25 protein-coding genes are annotated in these 25707 nt (G+C 73.1%); 11 read left to right on the top strand and 14 right to left on the bottom strand.

Features of this window, described 5'->3' with window-relative positions:
* Positions 1–64: 64 nt before the first annotated feature.
* Together AW27_RS28755 and AW27_RS28750 are read left to right on the top strand one after the other, a co-directional pair.
* Positions 65–640 (top strand): RNA polymerase sigma factor, encoded by a 576-nt coding sequence (locus tag AW27_RS28755; protein ID WP_052031172.1) that lies wholly within the window; start codon positions 65–67, stop codon positions 638–640.
* A complete protein-coding gene (locus AW27_RS28750) occupies positions 637–1266 on the top strand; it encodes a hypothetical protein (protein ID WP_037926341.1) in 630 nt (209 codons plus the stop codon). The genes AW27_RS28755 and AW27_RS28750 overlap by 4 nt, the downstream gene beginning before the upstream one ends.
* Before the next feature lie 147 nt (positions 1267–1413).
* Here the strand turns inward: AW27_RS28750 and AW27_RS28745 are convergent, their stop codons facing one another.
* Positions 1414–2811: a hypothetical protein gene (locus AW27_RS28745; protein ID WP_037926339.1), complete on the bottom strand. Its 1398-nt coding sequence runs from the start codon at positions 2809–2811 to the stop codon at positions 1414–1416.
* Positions 2812–3132: 321 nt separating this feature from the next.
* Positions 3133–3549, bottom strand: a complete 417-nt coding sequence (locus AW27_RS28740; protein ID WP_037926334.1) for an ankyrin repeat domain-containing protein — start codon at positions 3547–3549, stop codon at positions 3133–3135.
* Between the two features lie 302 nt (positions 3550–3851).
* Between AW27_RS28740 and AW27_RS28735 the strand changes: the two genes are divergently transcribed.
* Together AW27_RS28735 and AW27_RS28730 are read left to right on the top strand one after the other, a co-directional pair.
* The gene (locus AW27_RS28735; protein WP_030031218.1) at positions 3852–4046 is read left to right on the top strand and encodes a hypothetical protein; all 195 of its coding nucleotides are present in this window, start codon (positions 3852–3854) and stop codon (positions 4044–4046) included.
* Positions 4047–4115: 69 nt separating this feature from the next.
* Positions 4116–5690 (top strand): ATP-binding protein, encoded by a 1575-nt coding sequence (locus AW27_RS28730; protein ID WP_052031171.1) that lies wholly within the window; start codon positions 4116–4118, stop codon positions 5688–5690.
* A 132-nt stretch (positions 5691–5822) separates the two neighbouring features.
* Here AW27_RS28730 and AW27_RS28725 read toward each other — a convergent pair whose 3' ends face one another.
* Positions 5823–7325, bottom strand: coding sequence for an SCO1417 family PLP biosynthesis transcription factor (locus AW27_RS28725; RefSeq protein ID WP_037926330.1), 1503 nt, complete (start codon positions 7323–7325; stop codon positions 5823–5825).
* Between the two features lie 159 nt (positions 7326–7484).
* On the opposite strand from AW27_RS28725, the gene AW27_RS28720 reads away from it, so the two are divergent.
* The 3 genes from AW27_RS28720 to AW27_RS28710 all read left to right on the top strand — a co-directional run bounded on the left by AW27_RS28720 (position 7485) and on the right by AW27_RS28710 (position 10414).
* On the top strand, positions 7485–8255 hold the full coding sequence (locus AW27_RS28720; RefSeq protein ID WP_037926327.1) for a glycerophosphodiester phosphodiesterase family protein: 771 nt from the start codon (positions 7485–7487) through the stop codon (positions 8253–8255).
* 67 nt (positions 8256–8322) lie between these two features.
* Positions 8323–9726: an MFS transporter gene (locus tag AW27_RS28715; protein ID WP_037926324.1), complete on the top strand. Its 1404-nt coding sequence runs from the start codon at positions 8323–8325 to the stop codon at positions 9724–9726.
* A 313-nt stretch (positions 9727–10039) separates the two neighbouring features.
* Positions 10040–10414 (top strand): RNA polymerase-binding protein RbpA, encoded by a 375-nt coding sequence (locus AW27_RS28710; protein ID WP_007262928.1) that lies wholly within the window; start codon positions 10040–10042, stop codon positions 10412–10414.
* A 74-nt stretch (positions 10415–10488) separates the two neighbouring features.
* Here the strand turns inward: AW27_RS28710 and fxsA are convergent, their stop codons facing one another.
* The 4 genes from fxsA to AW27_RS28690 form a co-directional block, all read right to left on the bottom strand.
* Positions 10489–11082 carry an FxsA family membrane protein gene (gene fxsA, locus AW27_RS28705; RefSeq protein WP_037926321.1) on the bottom strand — a complete coding sequence of 198 codons (594 nt, stop codon included), beginning with the start codon at positions 11080–11082 and terminating at the stop codon, positions 10489–10491.
* Positions 11083–11261: 179 nt separating this feature from the next.
* Positions 11262–12047 carry a polyprenol monophosphomannose synthase gene (locus AW27_RS28700; protein ID WP_037926318.1) on the bottom strand — a complete coding sequence of 262 codons (786 nt, stop codon included), beginning with the start codon at positions 12045–12047 and terminating at the stop codon, positions 11262–11264.
* 352 nt (positions 12048–12399) lie between these two features.
* Positions 12400–14028 carry an amidohydrolase gene (locus AW27_RS28695; protein WP_037926315.1) on the bottom strand — a complete coding sequence of 543 codons (1629 nt, stop codon included), beginning with the start codon at positions 14026–14028 and terminating at the stop codon, positions 12400–12402.
* Between the two features lie 69 nt (positions 14029–14097).
* On the bottom strand, positions 14098–14538 hold the full coding sequence (locus AW27_RS28690) for an Lrp/AsnC family transcriptional regulator (protein WP_030162595.1): 441 nt from the start codon (positions 14536–14538) through the stop codon (positions 14098–14100).
* 216 nt (positions 14539–14754) lie between these two features.
* Between AW27_RS28690 and AW27_RS28685 the strand changes: the two genes are divergently transcribed.
* Positions 14755–15225 (top strand): hypothetical protein, encoded by a 471-nt coding sequence (locus AW27_RS28685; protein ID WP_037926310.1) that lies wholly within the window; start codon positions 14755–14757, stop codon positions 15223–15225.
* A 31-nt stretch (positions 15226–15256) separates the two neighbouring features.
* Here the strand turns inward: AW27_RS28685 and AW27_RS28680 are convergent, their stop codons facing one another.
* Both AW27_RS28680 and AW27_RS28675 read right to left on the bottom strand, forming a co-directional pair.
* Positions 15257–16348 carry a phosphotransferase family protein gene (locus AW27_RS28680; protein WP_037926306.1) on the bottom strand — a complete coding sequence of 364 codons (1092 nt, stop codon included), beginning with the start codon at positions 16346–16348 and terminating at the stop codon, positions 15257–15259.
* A 71-nt stretch (positions 16349–16419) separates the two neighbouring features.
* Positions 16420–17553, bottom strand: coding sequence for an Rv3169 family protein (locus AW27_RS28675; RefSeq protein WP_037926303.1), 1134 nt, complete (start codon positions 17551–17553; stop codon positions 16420–16422).
* Between the two features lie 485 nt (positions 17554–18038).
* Between AW27_RS28675 and AW27_RS28670 the strand changes: the two genes are divergently transcribed.
* Entirely contained in the window at positions 18039–18179 is a 141-nt protein-coding gene (locus AW27_RS28670; protein ID WP_236647786.1) for a hypothetical protein, read from the top strand.
* A gap of 21 nt (positions 18180–18200) precedes the next feature.
* Here AW27_RS28670 and AW27_RS28665 read toward each other — a convergent pair whose 3' ends face one another.
* The 5 genes from AW27_RS28665 to AW27_RS28645 form a co-directional block, all read right to left on the bottom strand.
* Positions 18201–19373, bottom strand: a complete 1173-nt coding sequence (locus AW27_RS28665) for an acyl-CoA dehydrogenase family protein (protein WP_037926297.1) — start codon at positions 19371–19373, stop codon at positions 18201–18203.
* A 146-nt stretch (positions 19374–19519) separates the two neighbouring features.
* The gene (locus AW27_RS28660; RefSeq protein ID WP_052031170.1) at positions 19520–20209 is read right to left on the bottom strand and encodes a TetR/AcrR family transcriptional regulator; all 690 of its coding nucleotides are present in this window, start codon (positions 20207–20209) and stop codon (positions 19520–19522) included.
* A gap of 106 nt (positions 20210–20315) precedes the next feature.
* Positions 20316–20468, bottom strand: a complete 153-nt coding sequence (locus AW27_RS28655; RefSeq protein ID WP_172671382.1) for an SCO1431 family membrane protein — start codon at positions 20466–20468, stop codon at positions 20316–20318.
* A gap of 177 nt (positions 20469–20645) precedes the next feature.
* A complete protein-coding gene (locus AW27_RS28650; protein WP_037926294.1) occupies positions 20646–21077 on the bottom strand; it encodes an SPW repeat protein in 432 nt (143 codons plus the stop codon).
* 155 nt (positions 21078–21232) lie between these two features.
* A complete protein-coding gene (locus AW27_RS28645) occupies positions 21233–22597 on the bottom strand; it encodes a peptidase C39 family protein (protein ID WP_037926292.1) in 1365 nt (454 codons plus the stop codon).
* Between the two features lie 109 nt (positions 22598–22706).
* On the opposite strand from AW27_RS28645, the gene AW27_RS28640 reads away from it, so the two are divergent.
* Together AW27_RS28640 and AW27_RS28635 are read left to right on the top strand one after the other, a co-directional pair.
* Complete coding sequence (locus AW27_RS28640; RefSeq protein WP_037926288.1) at positions 22707–23342, top strand: uridine kinase family protein; 636 nt, start codon at positions 22707–22709, stop codon at positions 23340–23342.
* A gap of 388 nt (positions 23343–23730) precedes the next feature.
* Positions 23731–25659, top strand: coding sequence for an AAA family ATPase (locus tag AW27_RS28635; RefSeq protein ID WP_172671381.1), 1929 nt, complete (start codon positions 23731–23733; stop codon positions 25657–25659).
* Positions 25660–25707: the final 48 nt, after the last annotated feature.

The following is a 25707-nucleotide window of genomic DNA, read 5'->3' as shown; positions in this document are numbered from 1 at the left end:
GGGGGCTGCGGCCAAGTACCAGGTGAGGGGACCGACCGGGTCCCTCGTGCAGGGGAGGAACCGGGTGCGCAACCCACGACACGAGACCGGCCCGCCGGATCTCAGGACGGCCGAGGGATTCGGGGCGTTCTACGAGGAACACGTCGACGCCGTTCTCGGCTTCGTCACCCGCCGGGTCGCCGATCCGCACCTGGCGGCCGATCTGACGGCGGACGTCTTCCTCGCGGCGATGGGATCGGCCGGCACCTACCGGGGGCACAAGGGAGCCCCGGTCGCCTGGCTGTTCGGCATCGCACGCAACGTCCTGGCCGGGCACGCCCGCGGGAAGGCCCGGGAGAGCGGCGCGCTGGCGCGCCTGAGCGGCCGCCGGCTGCTGGACGACGAGGACGTGGCCGCGCTGGAGGAGCGCATAGACGCGGAGCGGGCCTGCCGGGAGCTGGCCGAGCGCCACGCCTCCCTGTCCGAGCCGCTGCGTGCCGTCCTCGACCTCGTGGTGGTGGACGAGCTCACCCCGACCGAGGCCGCACAGGCCCTCGGCATCACCCGGGCGACAGTCCGCGTCCGCCTGCACCGCGCCCGGCGCGCCCTGCGCGGAGCCGTGGGCTCCGTCACCCGACACCGACTGGAGGCAGCCCGATGACCACCCGCCCCAGCGGCTTCGAGGACCGCCTGAAGGCGGCCCTTGTGGCCCGCTTCCCGCAGACCCCGCTCCCGACCCCGGCCCGCTCCTTCGCCCGCCGCTACGGCGTCCCCCTCGCGGTGGCCGCGGCGACGGTGGCGGTCGTCGCGGTGATGGCGGTGCCGGGAAGCACCCGCGACGGGTCCCGGCCCGTCGGCGCCGCCGCCGGAGGGCCCGACCCGTCCGCCACGGATGCGCCCGGGATCAGGAAGGACCCGGACGGCGCACTGCGGTTCGGGATGCCGGAGCCCGGTCAGGTTCCGGCGCTGGTGGACGCGCTGAAGGAGCTGGGCGTGCCGGCGGTGCTGGTCCCGATACGGCCGCCGTCGCAGTGCTCCGAGCCCGGCGGGGGCTTCCGCGCGCGGCAGGCGGACCCCGCCTCGGAGTTGCTGCTGCGTTCCGCCGACGGCCTCGAGTTCAAGGTCGACGACAAGACGGTGCCGCCCGGATTCTCGCTCACCTTCCAGTGGGCGGACTCCTACCCGGTGGGGCGGAGCCGCACCGTCGGCGTCGGAGTGATCGAGACCGCCAAGGTCCCGTCCTGCGCCGTCGACTACGCGCTGGACGCTCCCCCGCCGGCGAACTGACCGCCACGCGCCTCACATGCTTTCGCCCCGGCCCCCACCGCCTACCACGGGGGCCGGGGCGAAACCGTGTCCCCGGGCGGGAACGCGACGCGCCCGGGCTCCGTCGTCGCGGGGCCCGGGCGCGGGATGTCGTGATCCTCGGCGGCGCTACACGGCCGACTCCGGGGTGATGCGGCTGCGCACGGCGGACTGCACGTCCTCCTCCTCCGCCGGGTCCGCCGCCAGGCGGCGCAGGCGGGGGGCCACCCGGGCGTCGGCGGTCTCGGCGTGGCGGGCGGCGACCTCGCGGGTGGTCTCCTCGCAGTCCCAGAGGCACTCGACGGCGAAGCCCGCCGCGAAGGAGGGGTCGGTGCTGGCCAGGGCCCGCGCGGCGCGGCCCCGCAGGTGGGACGAGGACGTCTCGCGGTAGATGTGGCGCAGTACGGGGGCGGCGCAGTTGACGGCGAGCCGGCCCGCGCCGTCCACCAGGGCGAACAGCCGCCGGGTGTCGGGGCCCGAGCCGCGGACGGTGGAGCGCAGTGCGCTCAGGACCAGGGGGGCGTCCTCGGCGCCGCCCCGGGCGGCCAGGAGGGCCGCGGCGGCCTCGCCGAGGGCGTCGGGCCGGTGGACCCAGCGCCGGGCCCGTTCGACGGCCGCGGGGCCGCACATGCGCTCGTACGCGGCCACGGCGGGCTCGTCGGCCGCCGCTTCGATGAGGTCCAGTACGGCCGGATTGTCGGGTTCGGCGAGGACCAGGTGGTGCAGGGCGGTGGCCCGGGCGGCCTCGCCGTCGGCGCCGGCGGCGGCCGCGAGGATCGCGGAGCGGTCCTCGGGCTGGGCCACGGCGGCCAGGCAGCGGGCGGCGGGCACGTGCAGCGGGTTGCCGCGGCGCAGGCCGTCGGCGGCCCAGTCGAAGACGGCCTGAACGCCCCAGCCCGGCTGGGGGCCGTTCGGGGTGAGCTGGCGCTGCCAGCGGTCGAAGGAGCCCTGCCGGCGGGCCGCGCCCAAGCGCTCCCCGTACTGCGGGGACTCCTCCCACAGACACCACGGCCGGGGCTCGTAGGCGTCACGGACGGCGGCGGCCAGCCGCGCCTCGCCCTCGGCCGTGACGGGGAAGCGGGCGAGGACGGGTGCGGCCAGGGACCGCAGCCCTTCGTCGTCGTCGCGCAGGGCGAGCTCGTCGAGGGCCCACGCCCAGTTGGCCCCGGACGCGGCGTAGCGGCGCAGCAGCATCAGTGCGTCGTCGCGGCCGTACGAGGCCAGGTGGCCCAGGACGGACAGGGCGAGGCCCGTGCGGTGGTCCGTGTCGTCGACGAGGTCGTCGGCGCTGAAGAGGTGGCCCTCGATCTCGCCGAGGGGGCCGTCGAGATCCAGGTAGAGCCTGGCGTAGTACAGCGAGCGGTTCTCGACCTGCCAGTCCTGGCGCGGATCGCCGAGCACGCACTGGTTGAGGGCCTGGAGGGCTTCCGCCCTGGGCGCCGCGAGTGCGTGCAGCGTGCCGTCGCCACGGCCCCGCTGGAGGAGGCCGAGCAGGGTACCGCTCGGCGCTATGACTGGTTCGAACATGGGAATGGCCTCAAATCAAGCTGGGGACGCAACCGGGAATCGGGAGTCACAGGGCCGCGTAACAGCATGTGAGGACGTCCGCCGTCTTGTTCCGCTCGATGTAGACCATTGCCTTCTCACTCTCGTCGGTGGTTCGTGACCAAGGGGTGGCCGGACCGGGCCGGGGCACCTTTCGTGTCCTGGCCGTCTGCCCGTCCCCCGTGCCCGCGAATCGAATCCGACGCCATGATGACCCAGCCGGTTTGTGCACCGCGACCACATTTACGGCTGCTGTGACCAACCTGTGAGCTGCACACCGGTCGTGGCAAGGCAAAAAGCGGACTACTCGGCTCCGAAGAGTTCCAGCAGGTCGGCCTTGGCGAACATGCGCGCGGTGTCCACCGCGGAGGGGGTTCCCGCGTTCGGATCGGCCCCGCCGGCGAGCAGTGCGCGGATCACCGACTCCTCGCCCTTGAAGACCGCGCCGGCGAGCGGGGTCTGGCCGCGGTCGTTGGCCCGGTCCGCCTCGGCGCCGCGGGCCAGCAGGGCCGTGACGGTGTCGGCGTGGCCGTGGTAGGCCGCGAGCATGACGAGGGTGTCGCCGCGGTCGTTGGTGAGGTTCGCCGGGACCCCGGCGTCGAGGTACGCGGCGAGCCGCGCGCTCTCCCCCTGGCGGGCGAGATCGAAGATCTTGGTCGCCAGCTCGATGACGTCCTCGTCGGGGCCCTCCGGGGAGGCGCCTTCGGTGTGCTCGCTCATCGCGCGTACCGCCTTTCACTCGCTGCTGGCATGAAGCTTCCCCGGGCCTCGCGGGCAGGGGGGCGCACGGCGCTACGTCCGTACGGGTGAACGGCCAGAGTAGCGCCCCGACCTGCGCGGGTCCGGGCCGGTCCGCAGCGTGGATCACCCCGAACCCCGGTCCGGCGGACGCGCCAGCCGGGCTGAGCCGGTCAAGTGAAAAACCTCCTCATTCACCCGTATGCACCTTTTTTCGCATTGATACTTCCTGTGAGCCTGGAACAACTGATGGTGACTGTCCCCACCAACCAGGAGAACTCCTCATGGTCCTGTCCATTTCAGGCGTGGTCCTGCTCGGCATCATCTGCTTCCTGTTCTTCAAGAAGGACGGGATGAAGCTGACGCACGCTTTCGTCTGCTCGCTCTTCGGCTTCTTCCTCGCCGGCTCCGCCATCGCCCCGAGCATCACGGCGAGCACCGCGAGCCTTGCGAGCCTGCTCGGCGGGATCAAGCTCTAGCCGCCCCCCGAGCAGGCACCCCAGCCCCACCCGTAACACCGCTCACGACCGGAACTCCAGGAGACGCCCGTGGCCCGGCGCCCACTCCCCCGCATTCTCAGCAGCGGCACCGCTTCGCTGGTCCGGGGCCGCGACATCGCTCGCACGGCCGCCGACAGCGCCACGGACGTCCTCCATCCCCTCCTCGTCATCGGACGCGGCCTGCGCGTCCTGGCCGCGGCCGGACGGCGCCGATGGTCCGAGACCCCCAAGGACAAGCGCGGTCCCGCGCTGTTCCTCGGCGCGGCCTGCGTCCTGGTGGTCGCACTCGTCCCCTACGGCCCGCTCCTCGCCCTGATCACCCTCATGGCGACGGCGGCCTGGCACGGGCGCGACCGCACCCCGGTGAAGACCGGGCCGAGCGATGCCGAGGCCGAACGGCTCGGCTCCCTCTACGAGGCCCTCGTGCCCTACTTCTCCATCCCGGAGGACCCCAGTCCGCTCTTCTCCCACGGCGGGGAGTGGGACAAGGCCTTCAGCGGCTACGAGTTCGACCAGGCAGGTCGGCTGACCCGGCTCCACATCCGCTACCCGGCCTACTTCACCGACGGCGAGGCCGCCTCGCGGGCCAGGATCGAGGCGCTGCTGCACGCCAAGTCCGGGCGCGGACGGGAGTACCTCTTCGACTGGGACGAGGAGGGCAACCAGCTCGACGTGAGCGTGCTGGCCGCGCTGCCCACGGGCATCGCCGCCCAGCCGTTCGTCAGCTCCCCCGGCGAGAGCGTGCTCGGCTTCACCGATGCCGGCAACGTGCAGCGGACGCTGCCCGTCGTGGACGGCGACGAGCCCCGCGACGTGCCGCCGGTCATCTGGCGTACCGGCCCTCGCTCCACCGAACCCCACCTGCTCGCCGTCGGCCAGCCCGGCAGCGGCACCTCCACCCTGCTCCGGTCGCTCGCCCTGCAGGCCCTGCGGCACGGCGGCGACCTCCTGGTCGTCGACGGCGGCGGCAGCGGCGAGTACGCGTGCCTGTCCGGCCGCGGCGGCGTCCTCGCCGTGGAGTGCGGACCGGTGGGCGCGGTGGCCACCCTGGAGTGGGCCGCACAGGAGACCGAACGCCGCCTCATCGCCATCCACCGGGCCCGCGAGGCCGGACGGCCGGCACCGGAGGACACCCGGCGCCCGCTGTGGATCCTGCTGGACCAGCCGAGCGTGCTCGCGCACCTCGCGGTGGCCGAGGGCGGGCCGGACCCCATGACGCACCTCCAGGTGCCGCTGCGGCACGGGCGGCCCGCCCACGTCACGGTGGTCGTGGCCGAGCAGTTCGACCACCTGGAGCTGCTCCACGACTCCGTGTGGCAGCACACGCGTGCCCGGATCGTGCTCGGGCCCGCCGCGATCCAGCAGATCTCCGACGTCCTGGGGCTGCCGCCGCACACCACGCCCACGACCCTGGTCCCGCCCGGGCGCGGGTACGCGCGGCTCGGTACGGGTCCGGTGCACCGCCTCCAGGTCCCGGCGACCCCGGACCCCTACGACGAGGCCGCGCATCCGGCGCACCGGCAGGCCGTGCTGGAACTCCTGCCGGAGCGGCAGCCGGGGCCGGGGCCGGCCCTGGCCAAGGCCGTGGGCGCGGCGGCCCTCGACGTGCCGGAACGGCCGTGACCGGGGGCACCGTCCGGGGCGGGACGGCGGCGCGGCCCCGGACCGCCGGCGCCCGGCCTGCGGGGCTGGACCGGGCGCCGGACGCGCTCCTGCCCATGCCGTGACGGGGTCACCGCGCGGCCCCTCGCCGGGCTACGCCACGAAGGTGCGCGGAGGTTCGGCTCCGCTGTCGCCCGCGCCGTTGCCGACCAGGCTCGCTGCCGCCGCCAGGCGGCCGGCGGCCTCCTCGGCCACCGGCCCGCCGACGGTGAAGGGCAGGCGGACGTAGCCCTCGAAGGCGCCGTCCACACCGAACCGCGGGCCCGAGGGGACCCGCACCCCGACCCGCTCACCCACCTCGGCCAGGCGGGAGCCGGACAGGCCGCCGGCGCGGGCCCACAGGGTCAGGCCGCCGGCCGGGACCTCGAACTCCCAGCCCGGGAGCTCCCGCCGGACCGCCGCGACCAGTGCGTCGCGGTTCTCCCTGGCCTGCTGCCGGCGGATCTCCACCGCCTGCTGCCAGCCGCCGGTCCGCATCAGCCAGTTCACCGCGAGCTGCTCCAGCACCGGCGTGCCCAGGTCGGCGTAGGCGCGGGCCGCGACCAGGCTGCGGACCACGTCGGGAGCCGCACGGACCCAGCCGATCCGCATGCCCGCCCAGAAGGCCTTGCTGGCGGAGCCCACGGTGATCACGGTGCTGCCGGCCGGGTCGAAGGCGCAGACCGGGCGGGGCATCTCCAGATCCGGCTCCAGCTGGAGTTCGAGCATGGTCTCGTCGGCGACGAGGACGGTTCCCGCGGAGCGGGCCGCCGCGACCATCGCGCGGCGCTGCTCCTCGGAGGCCAGGGCTCCGGTGGGGTTGTGGAAGTCGGCCACGACGTAGGCGAGGCGCGGCGCCGAGTCGCGCAGGACCTGGCGCCAGACGTCCATGTCCCAGCCCGTCAGCCCGTCGCCCATGGCGACCGGTACGAGCCGGGCCCCGGCGGCGCGCATCAGCTGGAGGATGTTGGCGTAGGAGGGCGACTCGACGGCGATCCGCTCGCCGCGGCCCGCGAAGAGGCTGCAGATGGCGTCGATGGCTCCCATCGCCCCGGTGGTCACCATGATCTGCTCGGGCATGGTGGGGATGCCCTGCTCGGTGTAGCGGTCGGCGAGCATCCGGCGCAGCGCCGGGAGGCCCGCCGGATAGTCGCCGTGCGTGTGCGCGTACGGGGGCAACTCCTCCAGGGCGCCCTGGACGGCCCGGGTCAGCCACGGTTCGGGGGCGGGGAGGGCGGCACAGCCGAGGTCGATCATCGAGCCGAGGGACTCGGGCGGCAGCGGTTCGAGCCCCCGGGCGGGCAGTGGATTGCCCGCGGGGACGGACGTCCAGCTGCCCGCGCCGCGGCGGGATTCGAGGAAGCCCTCCCCGCGCAGCGCCTCGTACGCGGCGGCGACGGTGGTACGGCTGAGGGAGAGGGCGGCGGCGAGCTCGCGCTCGGCGGGGAGCCGGGCGGCGACCGGGACCCGGCCCTCCAGAACGAGCAGCCGGACCCCGTCGGCGAGCGTGCGGTAGGCGGGCGGCTTGCGGGCGCCCGGCACGGAGTTCCGCTCCTGCTGCGAGGTGATGAGGCGGGCCAGCTGGGCGGCACCGACCGCTGAGGTCCATTCGGCCATGGCGTGCGGTCCACTTTCGTCCGATTGGCCTCGGTAGAGGCCTGGATTGGATTGCTCTCCGGGGCACAGCGTGCCACGAGTCAGTCCACCTGCACCAGGGCCCTGTCCCGTTCACCACGCGTACCACCGCTCCCGGCCGCCGCGGGGGATACTGCCGCCGTGACGCACGTACGCCTTCGCCATCCGTATCTGGACCACCCGGCTCCGATCCCCTTCGCACACCGGGGAGGTGCCGCGGACGGGCTGGAGAACACCGCCGCGGCGTTCCGCCGGGCCGCCGGGGCGGGCTACCGGTACTTCGAGACCGATGTGCACGCCACGGCCGACGGCAAGCTCGTCGCCTTCCACGACTCCACGCTGGACCGGGTCACCGACGGCCGCGGCCGGATCGCCGAGCTGCCCTGGAAGCGGGTGCGCACGGCCCGGGTGGGGGGCACCGAGCCGCTGCCGCTCTTCGAGGAGCTGCTGGAGGAGTTCCCGGACGCGCGCTGGAACATCGACGTCAAGGCCGAGTCGGCACTGCACCCGCTGGTCAACCTGATCGCGCGCGCCGGGGTCTGGGACCGGGTCTGCGTGGGCTCCTTCTCGGAGAGCCGGGTGGCCCGCGCCCAGAGGATCGCCGGTCCACGGCTGGCGACCTCGTACGGCGTGCGCGGGGTGGTCGGGCTGCGGCTGCGCTCGTACGCGATCCCGGCGGCGCTGCGCGTCGGGGCGGTGGCCGCCCAGGTTCCGGAGACCCAGGCGGGCATCCGGGTGGTGGACCGGCGCTTCGTCCGGACCGCGCACGAGCGGGGCCTGCAGGTCCACGTGTGGACCGTGAACGAACCGGAACGTATGGAGGCTCTCCTCGACCTGGGTGTCGATGGCATCATGACCGACCACATCGACATGTTGCGCACGGTGCTGGACCGGCGCGGCGCCTGGGCCTGACCCGCCCTCGGCCGCCGCGGCGGATCCGGCGGCCGTCGCGGTACGGGACCACCGAGGGGGACACCGAGTGAGCGCGGACAACGGCAGCAGGACCGAGGAAGCGGAATCCGGGGCGGAGGACGGCAGAGCCGCCACGGCCGGGACGGCCGCCGCAGCGGCGGCACGCAAGCGCGAGCAGCACGGCTGGTACTTCTACGACTTCGCCGTTTCGGTGTACTCGGCGAGCGTGCTGACGGTGTTCCTCGGCCCCTACCTCACCTCGGTGGCCAAGGCCGCCGCGGACGCCGAGGGCTTCGTGCACCCGCTGGGCATACCGGTGCGGGCCGGATCCTTCTTCGCCTATTCGGTCTCGGCGTCGGTGATCCTGGCCGTCCTGCTGATGCCGCTCGCGGGCGCGGTCGCAGACCGGACGGGCCGCAAGAAGCCGCTGCTGGCGGCGGCTGCGTACACCGGGGCGGCGGCGACGACGGCGATGTTCCTCCTGGGCGGCGAGCGGTACCTGCTCGGCGGCTTCCTGCTGATCGTGGCGAATGCGTCGCTGTCCGTGTCGATGGTGCTCTACAACGCCTACCTGCCGCAGATCTCCACCCCGGACGAGCGGGACACCGTGTCCTCGCGCGGCTGGGCCTTCGGCTACACCGCCGGCTCCGTGATGCTCGTCATGAACCTGGCCCTCTATCTGGGCCACGACACCTTCGGCGTCTCGGAGGGCATGGCCATCCGGATCTGCCTGGCCTCCGCGGGACTGTGGTGGGGCGCCTTCGCGCTGATCCCGCTGCGTCGGCTGCGCGACCGCGCCGTGGTCCGGGAGCCGGGAGCGGCACCGGCCGTCAGCGGCTGGAAGCAGCTGGTGGCCACGTTCAAGGACATGCGGCGCTATCCGCTGACGCTGTCGTTCCTGCTGGCGTACCTGATCTACAACGACGGCGTGCAGACGGTGATCTCCCAGGCCTCCGTCTACGGCTCCGAGGAGCTGCAACTGGAACAGGGCACCCTCATCGGGGCGGTCCTGCTGGTGCAGGTCCTGGCGGTCGGCGGCGCGCTGGCCATGGGCCGACTGGCCCGGATCTACGGCGCCAAGCGGACGATCCTGGGTTCGCTGGTGGCGTGGACGGTGACGCTGGGGGTCGGCTACTTCCTGCCCGCCCGGACGCCGGTGTGGTTCTTCGCCCTCGCCGCCATGATCGGCCTGGTGCTGGGCGGCAGCCAGGCGCTGTCGCGCTCGCTGTTCTCGCACTTGGTGCCCGCGGGCAAGGAGGCCGAGTACTTCTCGGCGTACGAGATGAGCGACCGCGGCCTGAGCTGGGTGGGGCCGCTCGTCTTCGGTCTGACGTACCAGCTGACGGGCAGCTACCGGGACGCGATCATCTCGCTGGTGGCCTTCTTCGCACTGGGGTTCCTGCTGCTGGCGCGAGTGCCGGTGCGCCGCGCGGTGGAGGCGGCGGGCAATCCTGTTCCGGAGCGGATCTGAGACCGGGTTCCCGCCCGCGCCCGATCCGGATTCACGAACGAATTCCGAACGGATTTAGACGTTGCGGCGAAGGGGCGGTAGTGTACGCCTTTGGCCTGCCAGGCGGACCGTTACTGCACGCCAAAGAAGTCTAGACGTTGGGTGACATCTGCTGCCAGATGTGACAAAACGGGCACTGGTGGGTACAACAAGGGGCGGTACGACGGGCGACGCACGACCCGGAGCGGGAATCTATACCGCCGACCGGACGTTGACCGGATGACGACGACAGCGACACCTGTCCTGTGGGCGACAAGCCCGGGAGGCACGATTCATGAGTGAGCGAGCTCTCCGCGGTACGCGCCTCGTGGTTACCAGCTACGAGACGGACCGCGGCATCGATCTGGCCCCGCGCCAGGCGGTGGAGTACGCATGCCAGAACGGACATCGATTTGAGATGCCGTTCTCGGTTGAGGCAGAGATTCCGCCGGAGTGGGAGTGCAAGGCGTGCGGCGCCATGGCACTCCTCGTGGACGGGGACGGGCCCGAAGAGAAGAAGGGCAAGCCTGCGCGAACGCACTGGGACATGCTCATGGAGCGACGCACTCGCGAGGAGCTGGAGGAAGTGCTGGCCGAACGGCTGGCGGTCCTGCGCTCCGGCGCCATGAACATTGCCGTGCATCCGCGGGACAGCCGCAAGTCCGCCTGACAGCCGGACGAACGCACAAGCCGAGGGGCCCCGCCACACAGTGTGTGGCGGGGCCCCTCGGCGTGATCGCGAGCCTACGGCGTGAGCGGCGGGCGGTAGGTGGTGTCCGGGCCGTCCGGCGCCCCCGGCCGGTCCTCGCGGACGACCTCTCCCTGGACGATCTTGCCGTCGGGGTAGTGGATGCGGGCCTGCTGGAAGGCATCGCCGAAGCTGCCCGAAGGTGCCGCGGCCATCTTCCGCTCCAGAGAACGCGTGGCCCTGCGACCGGCCCACGCCCGGACGGGCGGGAGCAGCAGGAGCAGGCCCGCGACGTCCGACAGCAGGCCCGGGAGCATGAGGAGCAGGCCCGCCAGCATCGTCAGGCCATTGCCCCGGCCGGGCTGCTGCGGGGCGGGCTGCCGCCCCTGCTGGGCCTGCTGGAAGGTGTCCGTCAGGTTCTTGAAGGCCCGTCGCCCGGCACGCTTGATGACCACCGCGCCCAGGACCAGTCCGCCGGCGATCAGTGCGGCCACGGCCAGCCCGCCGGCCGCGTCGGCGACCATGCCGAGCAGCCAGATCTCCAGGATCAGCCAGGCGGCGATGGCCAGGGGGAGGAAGGTTCGGGCGGGCGAGCGCCGACGGGAAGCCGTCGGGGTGCCCGTTCGCAGGGATCCAGTGCCGGTCGTCATAGCATCCAGTGTGCCTGGGGCCGGATAAAAGTGTCCTCAGCCGGAGGTACGGAGGCCCCCCTAGGGGGCGTGCCCCGGGGCCGGACCGGAGAGCGGCGCGGGACGGCGCCCGCGACCCGGCGTGGTCGACAGGCTCCCCGGAATCAGGACCCGTCGGCCGATGTGCCTCCGCCCTCGCCTCAGGACCTGTCGCCCGACGTGCCGCCGCCCTTGCCCAGGAGCTTGGCCGCCTGCGCCTTGAGGCCCCACTGGCTGACCCGCCAGAGTGCCTCCACGACGATGCTCCTGTTCATCTTGCTGTCGCCGAACTCGCGCTCGACGAACGTGATGGGAACCTCCACCACGCGGAAACCCTTCTGCACGGCCCTGCGGGCCAGGTCCACCTGGAAGCAGTAGCCCGCGGAGGCCACGTCCTCCAGGCCCAGCCCCTCCAGGGTCTCCCGGCGGAAGGCCCGGTATCCACCGGTGACGTCCCGCAGCGGGAGATCCAGCATCAGCCGGGAGTAGGTCGAACCGCCGCGCGAGAGGAACTCACGGGTCTTGGGCCAGTTCACGACACGGCCGCCCGGCACCCAGCGCGAGCCCAGGACCAGGTCGGCGCCGGCCAATGCCGTCAGCAGGCGGGGCAGTTCCTCGGGCTGGTGGGAACCGTCGGCGTCCATCTCGACGATCACGCCGTAGCCCTCGTCCAGACCCCAGACGAAACCCGCGAGGTAGGCGGCGCCGAGCCCTTCCTTGCCCTTGCGGTGCAGGACGTGCACGTGGTCGTCACCGGCGGCGAGCTCGTCGGCGAGCTTGCCGGTGCCGTCGGGGCTGTTGTCGTCGGCGACCAGGATGTGGGCCTCGGGAACCGCCGCCCGGACGCGGCCGACGATCAGCCCGATGTTCTCCGCCTCGTTGTAGGTCGGAATAATCACCAAGGCTGTACCGAGCGGCCCGTAGGCCCGCTGTCCGCCGTCGCTCACTGAGTCCCCTTTTGTGCTCGCGCACGTCCTGTACGTCTGGTCGCAGAGGATGACTCTAGAACATCGGCCGCGGCCCGCCCCGACGGTGCGGGCACCAGCGGCACCGGGCGGGTGATCGGGGCCCGCGGTCCTTCGGGCCGATCAGACTCCCGCTGGCTGCGGGCCGCCGTGACCGTTGTCTACTGGACCTCCGGACCCCGACCTGGGGCCACCCGCCGCCCGGCGAAACCTTCCCTCGCCCCCGAGGCGCGGGCGCGCTGAGCAGACGGATCCGTCCGGCACGACGTCCTGTGGTGGACCCGGCCGAACCTATCCGGGTCCGGCCGCCGGTACCGAACCGAGGCCGACCGGATCACCCCTGTGGGCGTACGAATACCTCCCGCCCGCCGACGACGGTGGCGAGGCACACCGGCAGTTCGGAACCGGGCGTCAGGTCGGGCAGTCCGGGGGTGCCGGAGCGCGGATCGGTGGACCAGCGGGCGACCCGGTCGTCCGGGGCCTGCACGATCAGCTCGCCCGTCCGCCAGACCGCGTAGTCGGCCGGAGCGCCGGGCACGAGGATCCCCGCGTCGTCGCGGCCCAGGGCCCGCCAGCCGCCCCGGGTGTGCGCGGTGAAGCCGGCCCGCACCGAGACCCGGTGCTCAGGCGTCCGGTGGAAGGCGGCCGCCCGGACGGTGCCCCACGGGTCCAGCGGGGTCACCGGCGCGTCCGAGCCGAAGGCCAGCGGCACCCCGGCCCTGAGCATCGCCGCGTACGGGTTGAGGGTCCGGGCGCGGTCGGCTCCGAGCCGGTCGGCGTACATCCCCTCCTCGCCACCCCACGCCGCGTCGAAGGCGGGCTGCACCGAGGCGGTGAGTCCCAGCTCCGCGAAGGCGGCGATGGTGGCCGGGGTCATCATCTCGGCGTGCTCGACCCGGTGCCGGGCCGCCCGGACCCGCCCCAGGCCGACCTTCTCGGCGGCCGCGCGGACCCCCTCGACCACCGCCGTGATCGCCGCATCACCGATGGCGTGGAAGCCCGCCTGGAGCCCCTCCTCGGTGCAGGCCGCCACGTGCTCGGCGACCGCCGCCGCGTCCAGGTAGTCCGTCCCCGAGTGCGAGGCATCGGCATACGGGGCGTGCAGGCAGGCGGTGTGCGAACCGAGGGCGCCGTCCACGAAGAGGTCACCGGCGGCCCCCACGGCCCCCAGCTCCCTGGCCAGGTCCAGGTCCCGGTCGGCCCAGTACCCGAACACGCGCGGCCCGGGCCGCTCCGCCGCAAGGGCCAGCAGAGCGGTGAAGTCCTCGGCCGACGAGATGTCGGGGCCACCGCACTCGTGCACGGAGCCGATCCCGAGGGAGGCGGCCCGGTCCAGCGCGGCCCGCTGCGCCTCGGCGCGCTGGGCGGGCGTGACCGCGGCCAGCGCGGCCCGCCGCACGGCGTGGTGGTCGTCGGCGGTCAGCGGCAGGTCCCCGTCGGGGCGCACTCCCGGAACCAGGTCGAGCAGGGCCGTGCTGACCACGGCCGAGTGCACGTCGATGCGGCTGAGATAGAGCGGACGGCCACCGGTGGCCCGGTCGAGCTCGGCGCGCCGCGGCGCGCGCCGCTCGGGCCAGCGGGCGGCGTCCCAGCCGTGTCCGAGCAGCACCCGGTCGGCCGGCCGGCTCGCCGCGTACGCGCTTACCAGGTCCAGCGCGGCGGCCAGCGAGCGGGCTCCGGTGAGGTCCAGCCCGGTCAGGGCCAGGCCCGCGGAGGTCGTGTGGACATGGGCGTCGGTGAAGGCGGGGGTCACGAGCGCCCCACCGAGATCGACGACCTCGTCGACACCCTGCGCGAAGGCGTCGGCCGCGCCTTCGGAACCCACCCAGGCGATGTGGCCGCGCTCGACGACCATCGCCGTGGCGAAGGGGTCGGCGGGGCTGTGTACTTCGCCCCCGCGGAGGAGGACGGTCCTGGTCGGCGCTCCGGCGGCGTCGGCGGAGGGGGCGGTGCGGTCAGTCATGCCGACCAGTGTCCCGCGTCGGCCGGCCGCCCCCGACCGCCGGGGTCCCCCACGAGGACCCCGCGGGCGTCACACGCGGGGCGGGCGCGCCTCGTAGGGGGTGGAGAGGACCACCGTCGTACGCGTCGAGACGTGCGCCAGGGCCCGCAGCCGGCTCAGCAGGTCCTCCAGCTCCAACGGGGTGGCGACGCGCACCTTCAGGATGTAGTTCTCGTCGCCCGCGACGCTGTGGCAGGCCTCGATCTCGGGAACGCCGGCCAGCCGGTCGGCGATGTCGTCCGGGGCGCTCGGGTCGAAGGGCTTGACCGAGATGAATGCGGTCAGCGGCAGGCCGACGGCCTCCGGGTCGACCACAGCCGCGTAGCCCCGGATCACCCCGCGCTGCTCCAGTCGGCGTACCCGCTGATGGACCGCCGACGTGGACAGTCCCGTGGCCTTGCCCAGATCCGTGTAGCTCATCCGCCCGTCCCGCACGAGCAGATCGACGATCTGGCGGTCCAGCTCCTCCATTGCACTCATAGCCGCTCAACTTACGGCCAAAGGCACTCCAGGCCCAGTGCTGTCCGCCCACTGGAGGCATCTGCGCCAGGCATGTGACCAAGGCCACAGGGGTATGCAGGTGGAGGCCGGTCTGTTGTGGTTACTCGTGACGCTCGACGGGAAGTGGTTGCTGTGGCCGAGGCCGAAGTACCTGCCCGCCCGGCCCACCCAAGGGGGAGTACATCCATGCCGAACACCAAGCGCGCCGGTCGCAGCGAACCGGAGCCTGTCGAACCGCTCGATGCCGAGGACGACGGGTACCCGGAGGACGGCGAATACCTCGACGAGGTCGAGGGGTTCGAGATCCGCCACGCGACCTGCCCGGACTGCGGCCAGTCGATCGCCCTCGTCGCCGACGAGGAGTTCCTGCCGCAGCACGCGCTCTGCCTGACCCCGTGGAACCCCTTCGGGCTCACCGTGTGCGCAGGCACCGGCCGGCCCGCCGCCGAAGCCCTGCCGACGGTCGGCGTGACCCAGTCGGCGCAGGCACCGGAACCCGACTCCTTCGCCCCGTCGGCCCTGCCCCAGGGCCTGGACTGGCGGACGCAGCCCTTCTCGCACGTCGGGGGCCCGGGCTCGCGCCCGATCCGCGTCGTGCGCCCGCTGCTGCCACAGCCCCAGGCGCAGACGCGTCAGCAGCACGCGCAGGCGGCCTGAGCCCCGCCCGTCCGTCACTCCCGCCCCTCCCCTACCAGTACGTCCCCTGCACCATGGCGGCCAGGCTCGCATGGTGCAGGATCAGGCCGTCCGGGTCCGCCGGGACCTCGACCTCCCCGAAGTGCGCCTGCCGGTAGGCGATGCGCAGCATCACGATGGCGTGCCGCAGGGCCGCGTAGAGGGTGTGGAACTCCATGTCCCGCGGTGTGTGGCCGGTCAGTTCGGCGTAGCGGCGCTCCAGGTCCTCCCGGCGCAGGAAGTCCGGCAGACCGGACTGGCCGAAGCTCACGGTGAGGTCCTGGAAGAACCGGTGGAGGTACACCGTCCAGCCGAGGTCCACCTCGCGCGGGGCGTACGCCGCCATCTCCCAGTCCAGGACGGCCACTGGTGTGAAGCCGTCGTAGACGACGTTGCCGATACGGGCATCGCCCCAGTTCAGGACGGCGGGGCCGGGGTCGGCCGGCCACAGCTCCTCCAGGCGTGCAAAGGCCCGCTCGATCAGCGGGGAGGGCGACAGTCCGCCCACCACCCAGGCGTAGTAGGCCCGTTGCGCCTCCACGTGCCGATGCAGGGGACAGCCCTCACCTGTGGGCAGCAGGAACTCGGCCTCCTCGGCCGGGAACTGGTCGTGCAGCCGGGCCAGCAGCGAGATGCTCGCCTCCTGGAGCACGCCCCGTTCGGCGTCCGTCGCCGCGTGCAGCCAGTTGCCCTCGTAGGTGTAGGGCATGACGTCGGGCGGGACCCGGCCCTCGGCGCGGGCCATCACGAAGAACGGCGCGCCCAGCGGCCCGGGATCCTCCTCCAACCACTGCACGCGGGGGACGGGCAGGTCCGTGTGCTCGGCGACCAGACTCATCACGCGATGCTGGCGCGCCATGTCGTACGTCGGGAAGACGGTGTAGGCCGCCGGGTCGGCGGCGAGCCGCAGCGCGCACGCACGCAGCGGGGTGTCGGGGTGCTCTATGTCGAAGAGGAGGGTCTCGCTGGACATCCCGTTCGACCCGGGGACGGAGACGTTGGTGACCTCCGCCCCGGGGAGCCGGCCGTCGAGCCACGCGCCGAGGCGGCGACCGAGTTCCTCGGGCTCCCGGGTGGAGGTGCGCGGACGTGGTGCGGTTGCCATGGAGACCCCTTCTCCTGCTCGGACCTGGATCTGCGGGGGACGTGAGGGGGCTGCGGGGACGGGGCCGGCAGCTACGGGGCGACGGAGGCGTGGTCGGTGAATCCGCTCGGGTCGTGGCGCCCGAAGCTGCCGTGCTCGAAGATGCCGTGCCCGGTCCGGCCGTCGAGCGTGAATCGGGCCGAGTGGTCGGTGACCCCGAAGGCGGCCATGGGGTGGGCGGCCGGGTGGGAGAGGTCGTAGACCCGGCGGTCGCTCCAGTCGCGCCCCTGCCAGGTGCCGTGCTGCCAGTCACCGGCGGGCGGATAGCCGGCGCCGACGGCGAGCGGGGAGGAGTTCAGTATCTCCACCCCCAGCTCCAGGGGCTTGCGGGACGGGTCGGTGAGATGGATGACGGCGCTCTCGGGCTGCCGGCTGCCAGGACGGTAGCGGATCTCGGTGTGCGGCCAGCCGAGCTGGAGGTCCGGGCGGCCCCTGCCTTCGGGAAAGACCTGCACGGCCTCGTTCAGGGTGCGGTGGCCGTCGGCGTCCTCCTGGGCGATCACCATGACGAAGCGGTCCGCGAAGCGGACCGGGATCCAGAGCCAGTGGAAGCCCTCGGGCCGGTGCTCCTCGGCCGCCCGGCCGCCCTCCTCTCCGGGGATCGGCCGCACGCCCCAGCTGCGGTCCCGGGTACCGGTCCACTCCCCCGCCGTGAGCGTGAACTCCTCGCCCTTGGCACGGATCGTCCCGGTGACGTGGCCCGCCTGGACGAAGCGGCGGCCTTCCAGCATGAGCCGGTCGCCACGCCGCTGGATGTGGTGCGGTTCCCAGACCGCGGGGAACTCAGCGGTCCAGGTGATGTCGTACGAGAGCCCGTGCGGGTCGCCGGAATCAGGGGCGCAGCGCAGGGTGAGCCGCTTGAGCGGCACGTCGACGGTGATGGACAAGGGGCCCACCGAGAGGTTCATGCGGTCGTCGGTGAGGGCGTCGGAGGCCCGGACCGCCAGCAACTCGTCACCGAGGCGGAGGGTGGCGTAGGCGTCGATGACCCCGGCGTTGGGATAGACGCCGAGGCCGAGGATCAGGACGGCACGGCCGGCGTGGTCGAAGACGTGGAAGATGCACCGGTCGTAGGCGTTCCGGTCGCCGCTGACGAGGTGCTTCATCGACAGGGGGGCCTGGTGGATGGGGTACTCGTCGAGTGCGACGGGCCGGTCTGCGGGCATGACGGACCTCCGGGGCAGGCGAGGGCGAGGGCGAGGGCAGCACAGGCAGATATGACGGTACGTCAGAAACATGCTGCGGTGCCAGACTTCTGGCACGCCCTGACAGCCGGGCACGAAGTGGCAGGGCTTCGGCCCACCGGGAGGAGCGAGGAGCGGGGGCCCACGGGGGCGGAAACCCACCGGGCGGGTGGTTCCGGGGCGGGATCCACCGCCCCGACGAACCACCGCACCCACCCACTGCCCCGACGCGCCGTCGAGCCGCCGCCGGCTTTCCGGCCCGCCGGGCCCCGCCTCCAGCGTGCTCCCGGGGACTCCTCGAACGGATCCGCGCACGCCAGGGGCGATTACCCGTGGCTTCCGTCCCGCGTTGGCCGTGCATGAGCACGCTTCAGTCTGCAACGGGCCGAAGGCGCCGTTCGATCTCGTCGGGTTTCGAAGAACCGGTTCAGCGCCCGCTGCCCCGGGAGCCTCAACGTGAGCAGCAGGTGCCCGATCCGCCGATCTACCGGGACCTGCTGGCCCGGTGGGCCGACGCCGGCCGCACCCTGCCCGGCCGGCGGGACCCGGAGTGGTCCCGGCTCACGTCGTCCCCGGTCTGGCCCTCGGCCGGCAGCGGGCTGTACTGACCCGTCCGGCCACGAACCTCGTCAGCGCGTTTCGGGCCCCGCCAGGTGACGTGCGATGACCATGCGCTGGATCTGGTTGGTGCCCTCCACGATCTGGAGCACCTTCGCCTCGCGCATCAGGCGCTCGACGGGGAAGTCCGCGGTGTAGCCGTAGCCGCCGAGGACCTGCACCGCGTCGGTGGTGACGGCCATCGCAGCGTCGGTGCAGAAGAGCTTGGCCATGGCTGCCTGCCGGGAGAACGGCTTGCCGGCGTCCCGCAGGCGCGCCGCGGCGAGGTAGAGCGCCCGGCCGGCCTCGATCTTGGTGGCCATGTCGGCCAGCATGAACCGCAGCCCCTGGAAGTCCGCGATGGGGTGGCCGAACTGCTTGCGGTCCAGCGCGTACGTGAGCGCCTCGTCCAGTGCCGCCTGGGCGACGCCGATGGCGCAGGCCGCGATGCCCAGGCGGCCCGCGTCGAGCGCGGCCAGGGCGATGGAGAAGCCCTGCCCCTCCTCGCCGATGCGGCGGGAGTCCGGTACGCGCACGCCGTCGAAGTGCAGCTGGGCAGTGGGAGAGCCCTTCATGCCCATCTTCTTCTCGGGCACGGCTGCGGTCAGTCCGGCCGCGTCCCCGGGAACGAGGAAGGCGGTGATGCCCTTGGGCCCCTCGACGCCGGTGCGGGCGAGGACGGTGTAGAAGTCGGCGACCCCGCCGTGGGTGATCCAGGCCTTGGTGCCGGTGATGATCCAGTCGTCGCCGTCGCGGACCGCCTTGGTCGTGAGGGAGGCGGCGTCCGAGCCGGCGGCCGGCTCGGAGAGGCAGTAGGCGCCCAGGAGGCCGCCACCGAGCATCGCGGGCAGGTGCGCGGCCTGCTGTTCCTTGGTGCCGTAGCCGCCGAGGCCGTGGCAGGCCAGGGAGTGGACGCTGACACCGAGGCCGACGGTCAGGCGGGCCGCTGCGAGCTCTTCCAGGACCTGGAGGTAGACCTCGTACGGCTGCTCGCCGCCGCCGTACTCGCCGGGGTACGGGAGGCCGAGCAGGCCGGCCTCGGAGAGCAGCGTGAAGACCTCTCGGGGGAACCGTCCGGAATCCTCCTCCTCGGCGGCCCGGGGGCGGATCTCGCGCTGGGCGATCTCGCGTACGAGGGCGAGGAGGTCACGGGACTCCTCGGTGGGCAGCTGTCGGTCCACCGGCTGCGGGGCGCGGTCGGTCATGGCGGCGCTCTCCTCCATCTCGGGCACGGCGGCGACGCGCGAGGTGTGGGACGCGCCGCCGGGTCTCGGGCTCTGTGCAGCCGATGCTGCCCTCCCGGATCACGGAAGAGGCTGTTCAGCGGCTGCGGCGGCTTGAGTATGCCCGATCAGGGGCTTCCCGTCACCGGTGCAAGATCACCGACGTTTTCGAACGTCCCTTCCTCGGGGGGAGGTGCCGGACACTCCGGGGCGAACTCCTCGATCACCGCCAATGTCGCGCGGAGCTGGCGTGCCAGCAGGGCTCCGAGCCGGGCGCGCCCGGGCCGGTCCGGGGCGCTCGGCCCGCCGATCCATTCCAGGGTGGTCCCTTCGACGGCGGAGAGCCAGCCCACGAGGGCGAGCCGGGCGATGGGCGGGAGGGTGCGGTGTCCGTAGGCGCCTTCGGCGATGGTGGCGACCAGTTCCTCGCGGACGGCGTCGCGGACGGCGAGCACCTCGGCGTCGCAGCCGACGCCCCCGGTGGCGATGGTGCGGTAGGCGGCGGGGTGGTGTTCGGCGTACTGGAGGTACCCGTCGACGGTGCGGCGGAGCCGTTCCGCGTTCGGGAGGTCGGTGTCGCCGCGGGCGCGGGCCACGAGACCGGCCACGGAGTCCTCGACGATGGCGAGGTAGTAGCCGCGCTTGCTCTTGAAGTAGTAGTAGATCAGGCCCTTGGCGACGCCCGCCTGCCTGGCGATGTCGTCCATGCAGAGCGCGTCGTAGGCGGTGTCGGCGAACAACTTGCGCCCGATGGATATGAGTTCGGCTCTGCGTGCCCGCGAACGCCTGGTCTTGCCACGCTGCTGACTGTCGTTCACGTTCGGCCCCAGCCTCGCACTGCCACAGGACGGCCGAAGTATGGCAGACCCGCGCGACGGGAGCATGCGGCCGGCGTACCGGCCCCGCCGCACCGGGGCGGTGCCGTCAGAGCCAGCCGACCTGGGTGACGAACATGGCCACGAGGACCACGAGGGTCCAGCCGAGGGCGTGCTCAAGCCAGTTGGAGTGCTCCTCGGGGCCCCCGGTACGAGCGGGGTTCCCGGCGGGTGCGGTCGGGGCGGCGGCGTCTGCGGTCATGGCGTCCAATGTGCCAGCATTCGCGGCTTTCGCGGTAGAGACGAGGGTCACTGGTGGCGCACGTCACGCTGCCGGGCCCCGGCCGCTCCGGCTGGTACGCGGTGCGGTCGGGGCCCGGCATGCGGTTGTGCACGGCGCCGGGGCCGGGGCCGGGGCCGGGGCCGGGGCCGGGGCCGGTTAGACCCTGGTGTCCCGGCTGCGGCCGGCCATGGCCGCCATCGCGAGGCCGAGGCAGAGGGCGACGGCTCCGGTGATCACGTTGTTGACCACCGTGCGCGTCGTGTCCATCTCACCGGCGATGGCCCACGGAGCGATGATCGTCCAGGCGCCGAGAACGACCGCCGTCCACGCCATCGCATGGGTGCGCTCGTAGGCGGATCCCAGGCCGCCCATGCACAGGCAGAACGCGAGGCCGACGATCAGGTTGTTGATCGCCAGCGGGATCAGGATGCCGAATCCCGCGATCCACGGCGAGGCGGCCAGGTACAGGCCCGTGATCAGGGCCAGTGCCTCGACGGCCTGCGCGCGGGGGGTGCTGGTCACCCGCTCGAACCGGGTGCGCATCTCGGCGAGGTCGGGGTGGTGCTCGATGCTGGGATGGGTGGTCATGGCGGCCGCCTCCTACGAGAAGCCTTTATGTGCCATTTACTCCATTATGTTCCGCTTCTAGGGGCTGCCTGGTCAACGGGTAATTTCAGCGTTCTCCCCCGCTCCCCCGCTCCCTGCTCCCCTGCTCCCCTGCTCCCTCCACCGCCGTACCGCCGTCACAGCACGCCGACCGCCCGCAGGGCCAGGACCTGCGCCGGGGACGGCAGCGCGGGGGCGTAGAGGTAGCAGACCCCGCCGCTTCCGGAGGCGGTCTTGCCCCCGGCGGTCGTGCGCTTGGTGCGCAGCCAGACCTTCTCCCACTCGGCGCGTCGGTAGACCCGGCGGACGGACGGGTTGTCGGGAGCATGGGGATCGTTGGCGATCACGTCCCCGACCGCCGTGAATCCGATGACGGTCATCAGGTGGCCGGCCGTCCCGTAGCCGGCGCCGGTGAGCTCGTCCGCGCGGAAGGACGTAGAGGCGATGGCGGGGATTCCGGCCCGCACCACGGTCTCCAGGTCGGCCAGCGAGCCGAGGCGGGTCACGACCCCGGCGAGGCCGCTGTAGGTGGCGGCGTAGGCGGCGTTGAAGGACCAGTTCCCGCAGCCCCGGTAAGCGGCGTCGTAGGTGGAACGGGCGGCGTGACAAACCTGCGGGTCCGAGTAGGCGGGGTTCACCCAGGCCAGGGCGGCGGGATCGGCCCTGCGGCCGAAGTGCTCGATGACCATCTGGGAGGAGGTGGGGCTGCACCAGGCCTCGCCGCCGTTGTCGTACTCGGGATAGCGGCCGGTGTGGGTCTGCTGCGAATAGCGCGGCACCTTCAGCTCGTGGGCGGTTCCGGAGGGGCGGGAGGCCGGGACGGTGAACCGGTCGGGGACGGCGGAGACCATCGCGCCGGCCAGCCACACCGTCGGGCCCTCGGCGGCGCCGGGCCGGCGGTGGAGGGTCAGGCGCAGCTGCCAGCCGGCGATGCGCAGGCCCCCGGCCGCGGCCGGGGCGTCGACGGCCAGGGTGTCGGTCCAGACGGTGGACCGGCCGTCGGTCTGGCCGTCCACCGAGGTGCGCCGGATGTCCGCGTCGCCGGAGGCCCAGCGGCCCATCACGTACCAGGGGCCGGTGGCACCGTCGGTGTAGGTGGCGCGCAGCTCGACCTGGATCCAGGTGCCGGCGGGGGTGCGGGCGTTCCAGGAAGCGACGGCCTCGGTGGCGGGAACCGTGGAGGTGTGCACGGGGGAGGTCCAGGTGGCGTACTCCCAGGTGCTCCGGCGTCCGGTGTGCGGGTCGGCGTACTCGGTGCGGCCGACGGCGGTCCGGATCTCCAGACCGGGGCGGGTGCCGGTGAAGGCCGCGGTGCCCTGGTGGGTGCCCGCCCGCCAGTGGCCGTAGGAGTACCAGAAGCGGTTGTCGACGGTGCGGCCCTCGGCGCGCGGGGCGGGTGCGGCGACCGCCGGGGCGCCGCCCCCGGGCACGGCGGCGGTGGCCGCGGTGGCGACCGCCAGCGCGGCGACGAGTACGGCCCTGCGTGGCGTGGGTGCGGTCATCGCGTGGTCCCCCGGGGTGGGTCGGCGCTTGGGTGGTGTCACCCTTCCAGGTTCCCGGCGGCCCGAGGCCCAAGCCACAGCTCGTGTCGGGCTTGTCTACGCTGGTCGGGTGGAACCGCACCAGTCACTTGAGTCACTCGCGAGGGAGCTCGCCGACCTGCCGCGTTCCCTCGGCCCGGTGCGCCTGATCGGGATCGACGGGCACGCCGGGTCCGGGAAGAGCACCTTCGCGGGGCGGCTCGCCGCAGCCCTGGGCGGGGCCCCCGTGCTGCACCTGGACGACGTGGCGAGCCACGAGGAGCTCTTCGGTTGGGAGGAGCGGCTGCGCTCCCGGGTGCTGGAGCCCCTCGCCGCCGGCCGGCCGGCCCACTGGGCCCCGTACGACTGGGCGGAGCGCCGCCTCGGACCGGAACGGGTGCTGGAGCCGGCGCCGGTGCTCCTGATGGAGGGGGTCGGGGCCGGGCGGCGGGCGCTGCGCCCGCACCTGGCACGGCTGCTGTGGATGGAGACCCCGCGCGCGCAGTCGTGGCTGCGGGGCCGCGCCCGGGACGGGCGTGAACTGTCCGACTTCTGGGACGGGTGGGAGCGCGCGGAGCGCGCGCACTTCTCCAGTGATCCTTCGCGCCCCTTCGCCCAGACCTTGGTACGCCAGAGTGGTACGGGATACGAGTGGTCTTGCGAGACCGGAGCGACGGCGGGAAACCCCGCTTCCGTCACTGAAGGTGACGGACTCCCCCGGGCCTGAACGGCCTCGGAAGTCCGCCTCTCCGGGCCTGCGCCGACCCGCTTGACCTGGGGCCCGCAGCGGCCTTACGTTCTCCATGCGGGGCCCTACCGGCCGCCGCGCACACGAAGCCCCCGGTTGTTCCCCCGTGATCGGGGGCTTCGTTCTGCCCGCGGCCCCCCTCGACGGGGGTCCCGCGCACGGCATCCACCCCCCGAACGTTCACTCTGTGTTACCGCACAGGCCCTGGGCTCTGGACCGAACCGGTCCCGCCGCACCCTACGTAAGGTGTGAAAGCGCAGGTACGATGCAGCCCTGATTCCAGCGACGCCAGGCGGGGCACCGGTACAACTCGCGCGCTCGAAGCGGGGGTTGCGGCGCACCACGGGGCAGGCTTGTGGGGGACGTGATGGATTTCGGCACGCCGGGCAGCATGCACGCCCCGGCCGAACTCGCCTGGTTGCGGGGGGTCGACGCCTGCACCATGGGCGCCTACCCGCAGGCCGAGGAGGAGTTCCGGACGGCGGTGCGGCTCGACCCCTCGATGGCCGACGCGTGGCTGGGCCTGCACGCGCTCCGGGTCGACACGGGCAACGCGTTATTGCGCATGTACGCGCACCGGGACCGCTTCGGCGAGCAGCGCACCCGGCACCGCAGAACCCTGAACTCCTGGTACTGGCTGGGCTGGTGGGTGCAGCCAGTACTGGAGAACCGGCGGGACCTGCTCCTCGCCCACGCCTCGCACTGGCTGGACGGCCGCCACGTGCCGGAGCTGGACCAGGCCCTCGCCGCGTTGCCGCCCGTCGACACCGACGCGCAGGTACGCTTCCTGCACGCCTGCCGGGCCTATCTGGTCAAGGACTGGGAGCAGTTGGTCCGGCACACCGAGCCGCTGGTGAACGATCCGCTGCTGGGGATCGAGGCGGGACTCTTCGGCGGTATGGCACGGGTCCGGCTGGAGATGTACGGGCAGGCGGAGCCGCTGCTGTCGGCGGCGCTGATGCGCTGCCGGAGCGAGCAGCCGCAGCGCAAGGAGCTGCGGTACTGGCTGGCGCGGGCGCACGAGGGCACGGGGCGCAGTGCGGCGGCACTGCCTCTGTACCGGGCGGTGCACCGGGTGGATCCCTCCTTCATGGACACCGCGGCCAGGCTGACGGCCATCGAGGACGGTGACGACACCGACGGCATGGCCGATCTGGCGGGTCTGGCCGGGTATTCGGGGTACGGCGGCTATGCGGGGCACGGCCCGTCCCCGGCCGGCGGGGACTTCGCGGCGGTCGCCCTGGGCGGTTCGCCCGGCGGCGGGCCCGTCCAGGACATCGCCGCGGACGGCCCGGCGGGGCTCGACCCGCTGGCTCCGCCGCCTCCCCCGCCCGGCCGGATGGAGGGCGTGCGGCGCAAGGCGGCCGTCCCGCCGCAGGCTTCGGCGGAGGGGTTGCCGACCGGGCCGTCGGACCCGGCGGCGCTGGCCGAGGCGCTGGCGGAGCTGGAGCGGATGGTGGGCCTGGAACCGGTCAAACGGCAGGTGAAGGCGCTCTCCGCGCAGCTGCACATGGCACGGCTGAGGGCGGGTCAGGGGCTGCCGGTGCAGCCTCCGAAACGACACTTCGTGTTCTCCGGCCCCTCGGGTACCGGCAAGACCACCGTGGCGCGGATCCTCGGACGGGTCTTCTACGCGCTCGGGCTGCTCGGCGGGGACCACCTGGTGGAGGCCCAACGGGCCGATCTGGTGGGCGAGTTCCTGGGGCAGACCGCGGTGAAGGCCAACGAGCTGATCGACTCGGCGATCGGCGGTGTGCTGTTCGTCGACGAGGCGTACTCGCTGTCGAACACCGGTTACAGCAAGGGCGATGCGTACGGCGACGAGGCCCTGCAGGTGCTCCTGAAGCGGGCCGAGGACAACCGGGACCACCTGGTGGTGATCCTGGCCGGCTATCCGGCCGGGATGGACCGGCTGCTGGCGGCGAATCCGGGGCTGTCCTCGCGGTTCACCACGCGGGTGGACTTCCCCAGCTACCGGCCGCCGGAGCTGACCGCCATCGGCGGCGTGCTGGCCGACGCCAACGGGGACCACTGGGACGAGGAGGCCTTGGAGGAGCTGCGCAGCATCAGCGGGCACGTGGTGGAGCAGGGATGGATCGACGAGCTCGGCAACGGCCGCTTCCTGCGCACCCTGTACGAGAAGAGCTGCGCCTACCGGGACCTGCGGCTGGCGGGCTTCGCGGGCGAGCCGTCGCGGGACGACCTGGCCACCCTGCGGCTGCCGGATCTGATGCAGGCGTATGGAGAGGTCCTGTCGGGCCGCGGGCCCCAGGAGCGCCAGGAGCCGCCGCTGTGACGTCCGGCGGGGCCGGAAGGACGGTGTGCCGCGGTCCCTCCGGCCCCG

The organism is Streptomyces sp. PCS3-D2 (assembly GCF_000612545.2).
GTDB lineage: Bacteria > Actinomycetota > Actinomycetes > Streptomycetales > Streptomycetaceae > Streptomyces.
The sequence above is the reverse complement of the archived record's forward strand: the minus strand, read 5'-3'. Positions and strand labels throughout refer to the sequence as shown.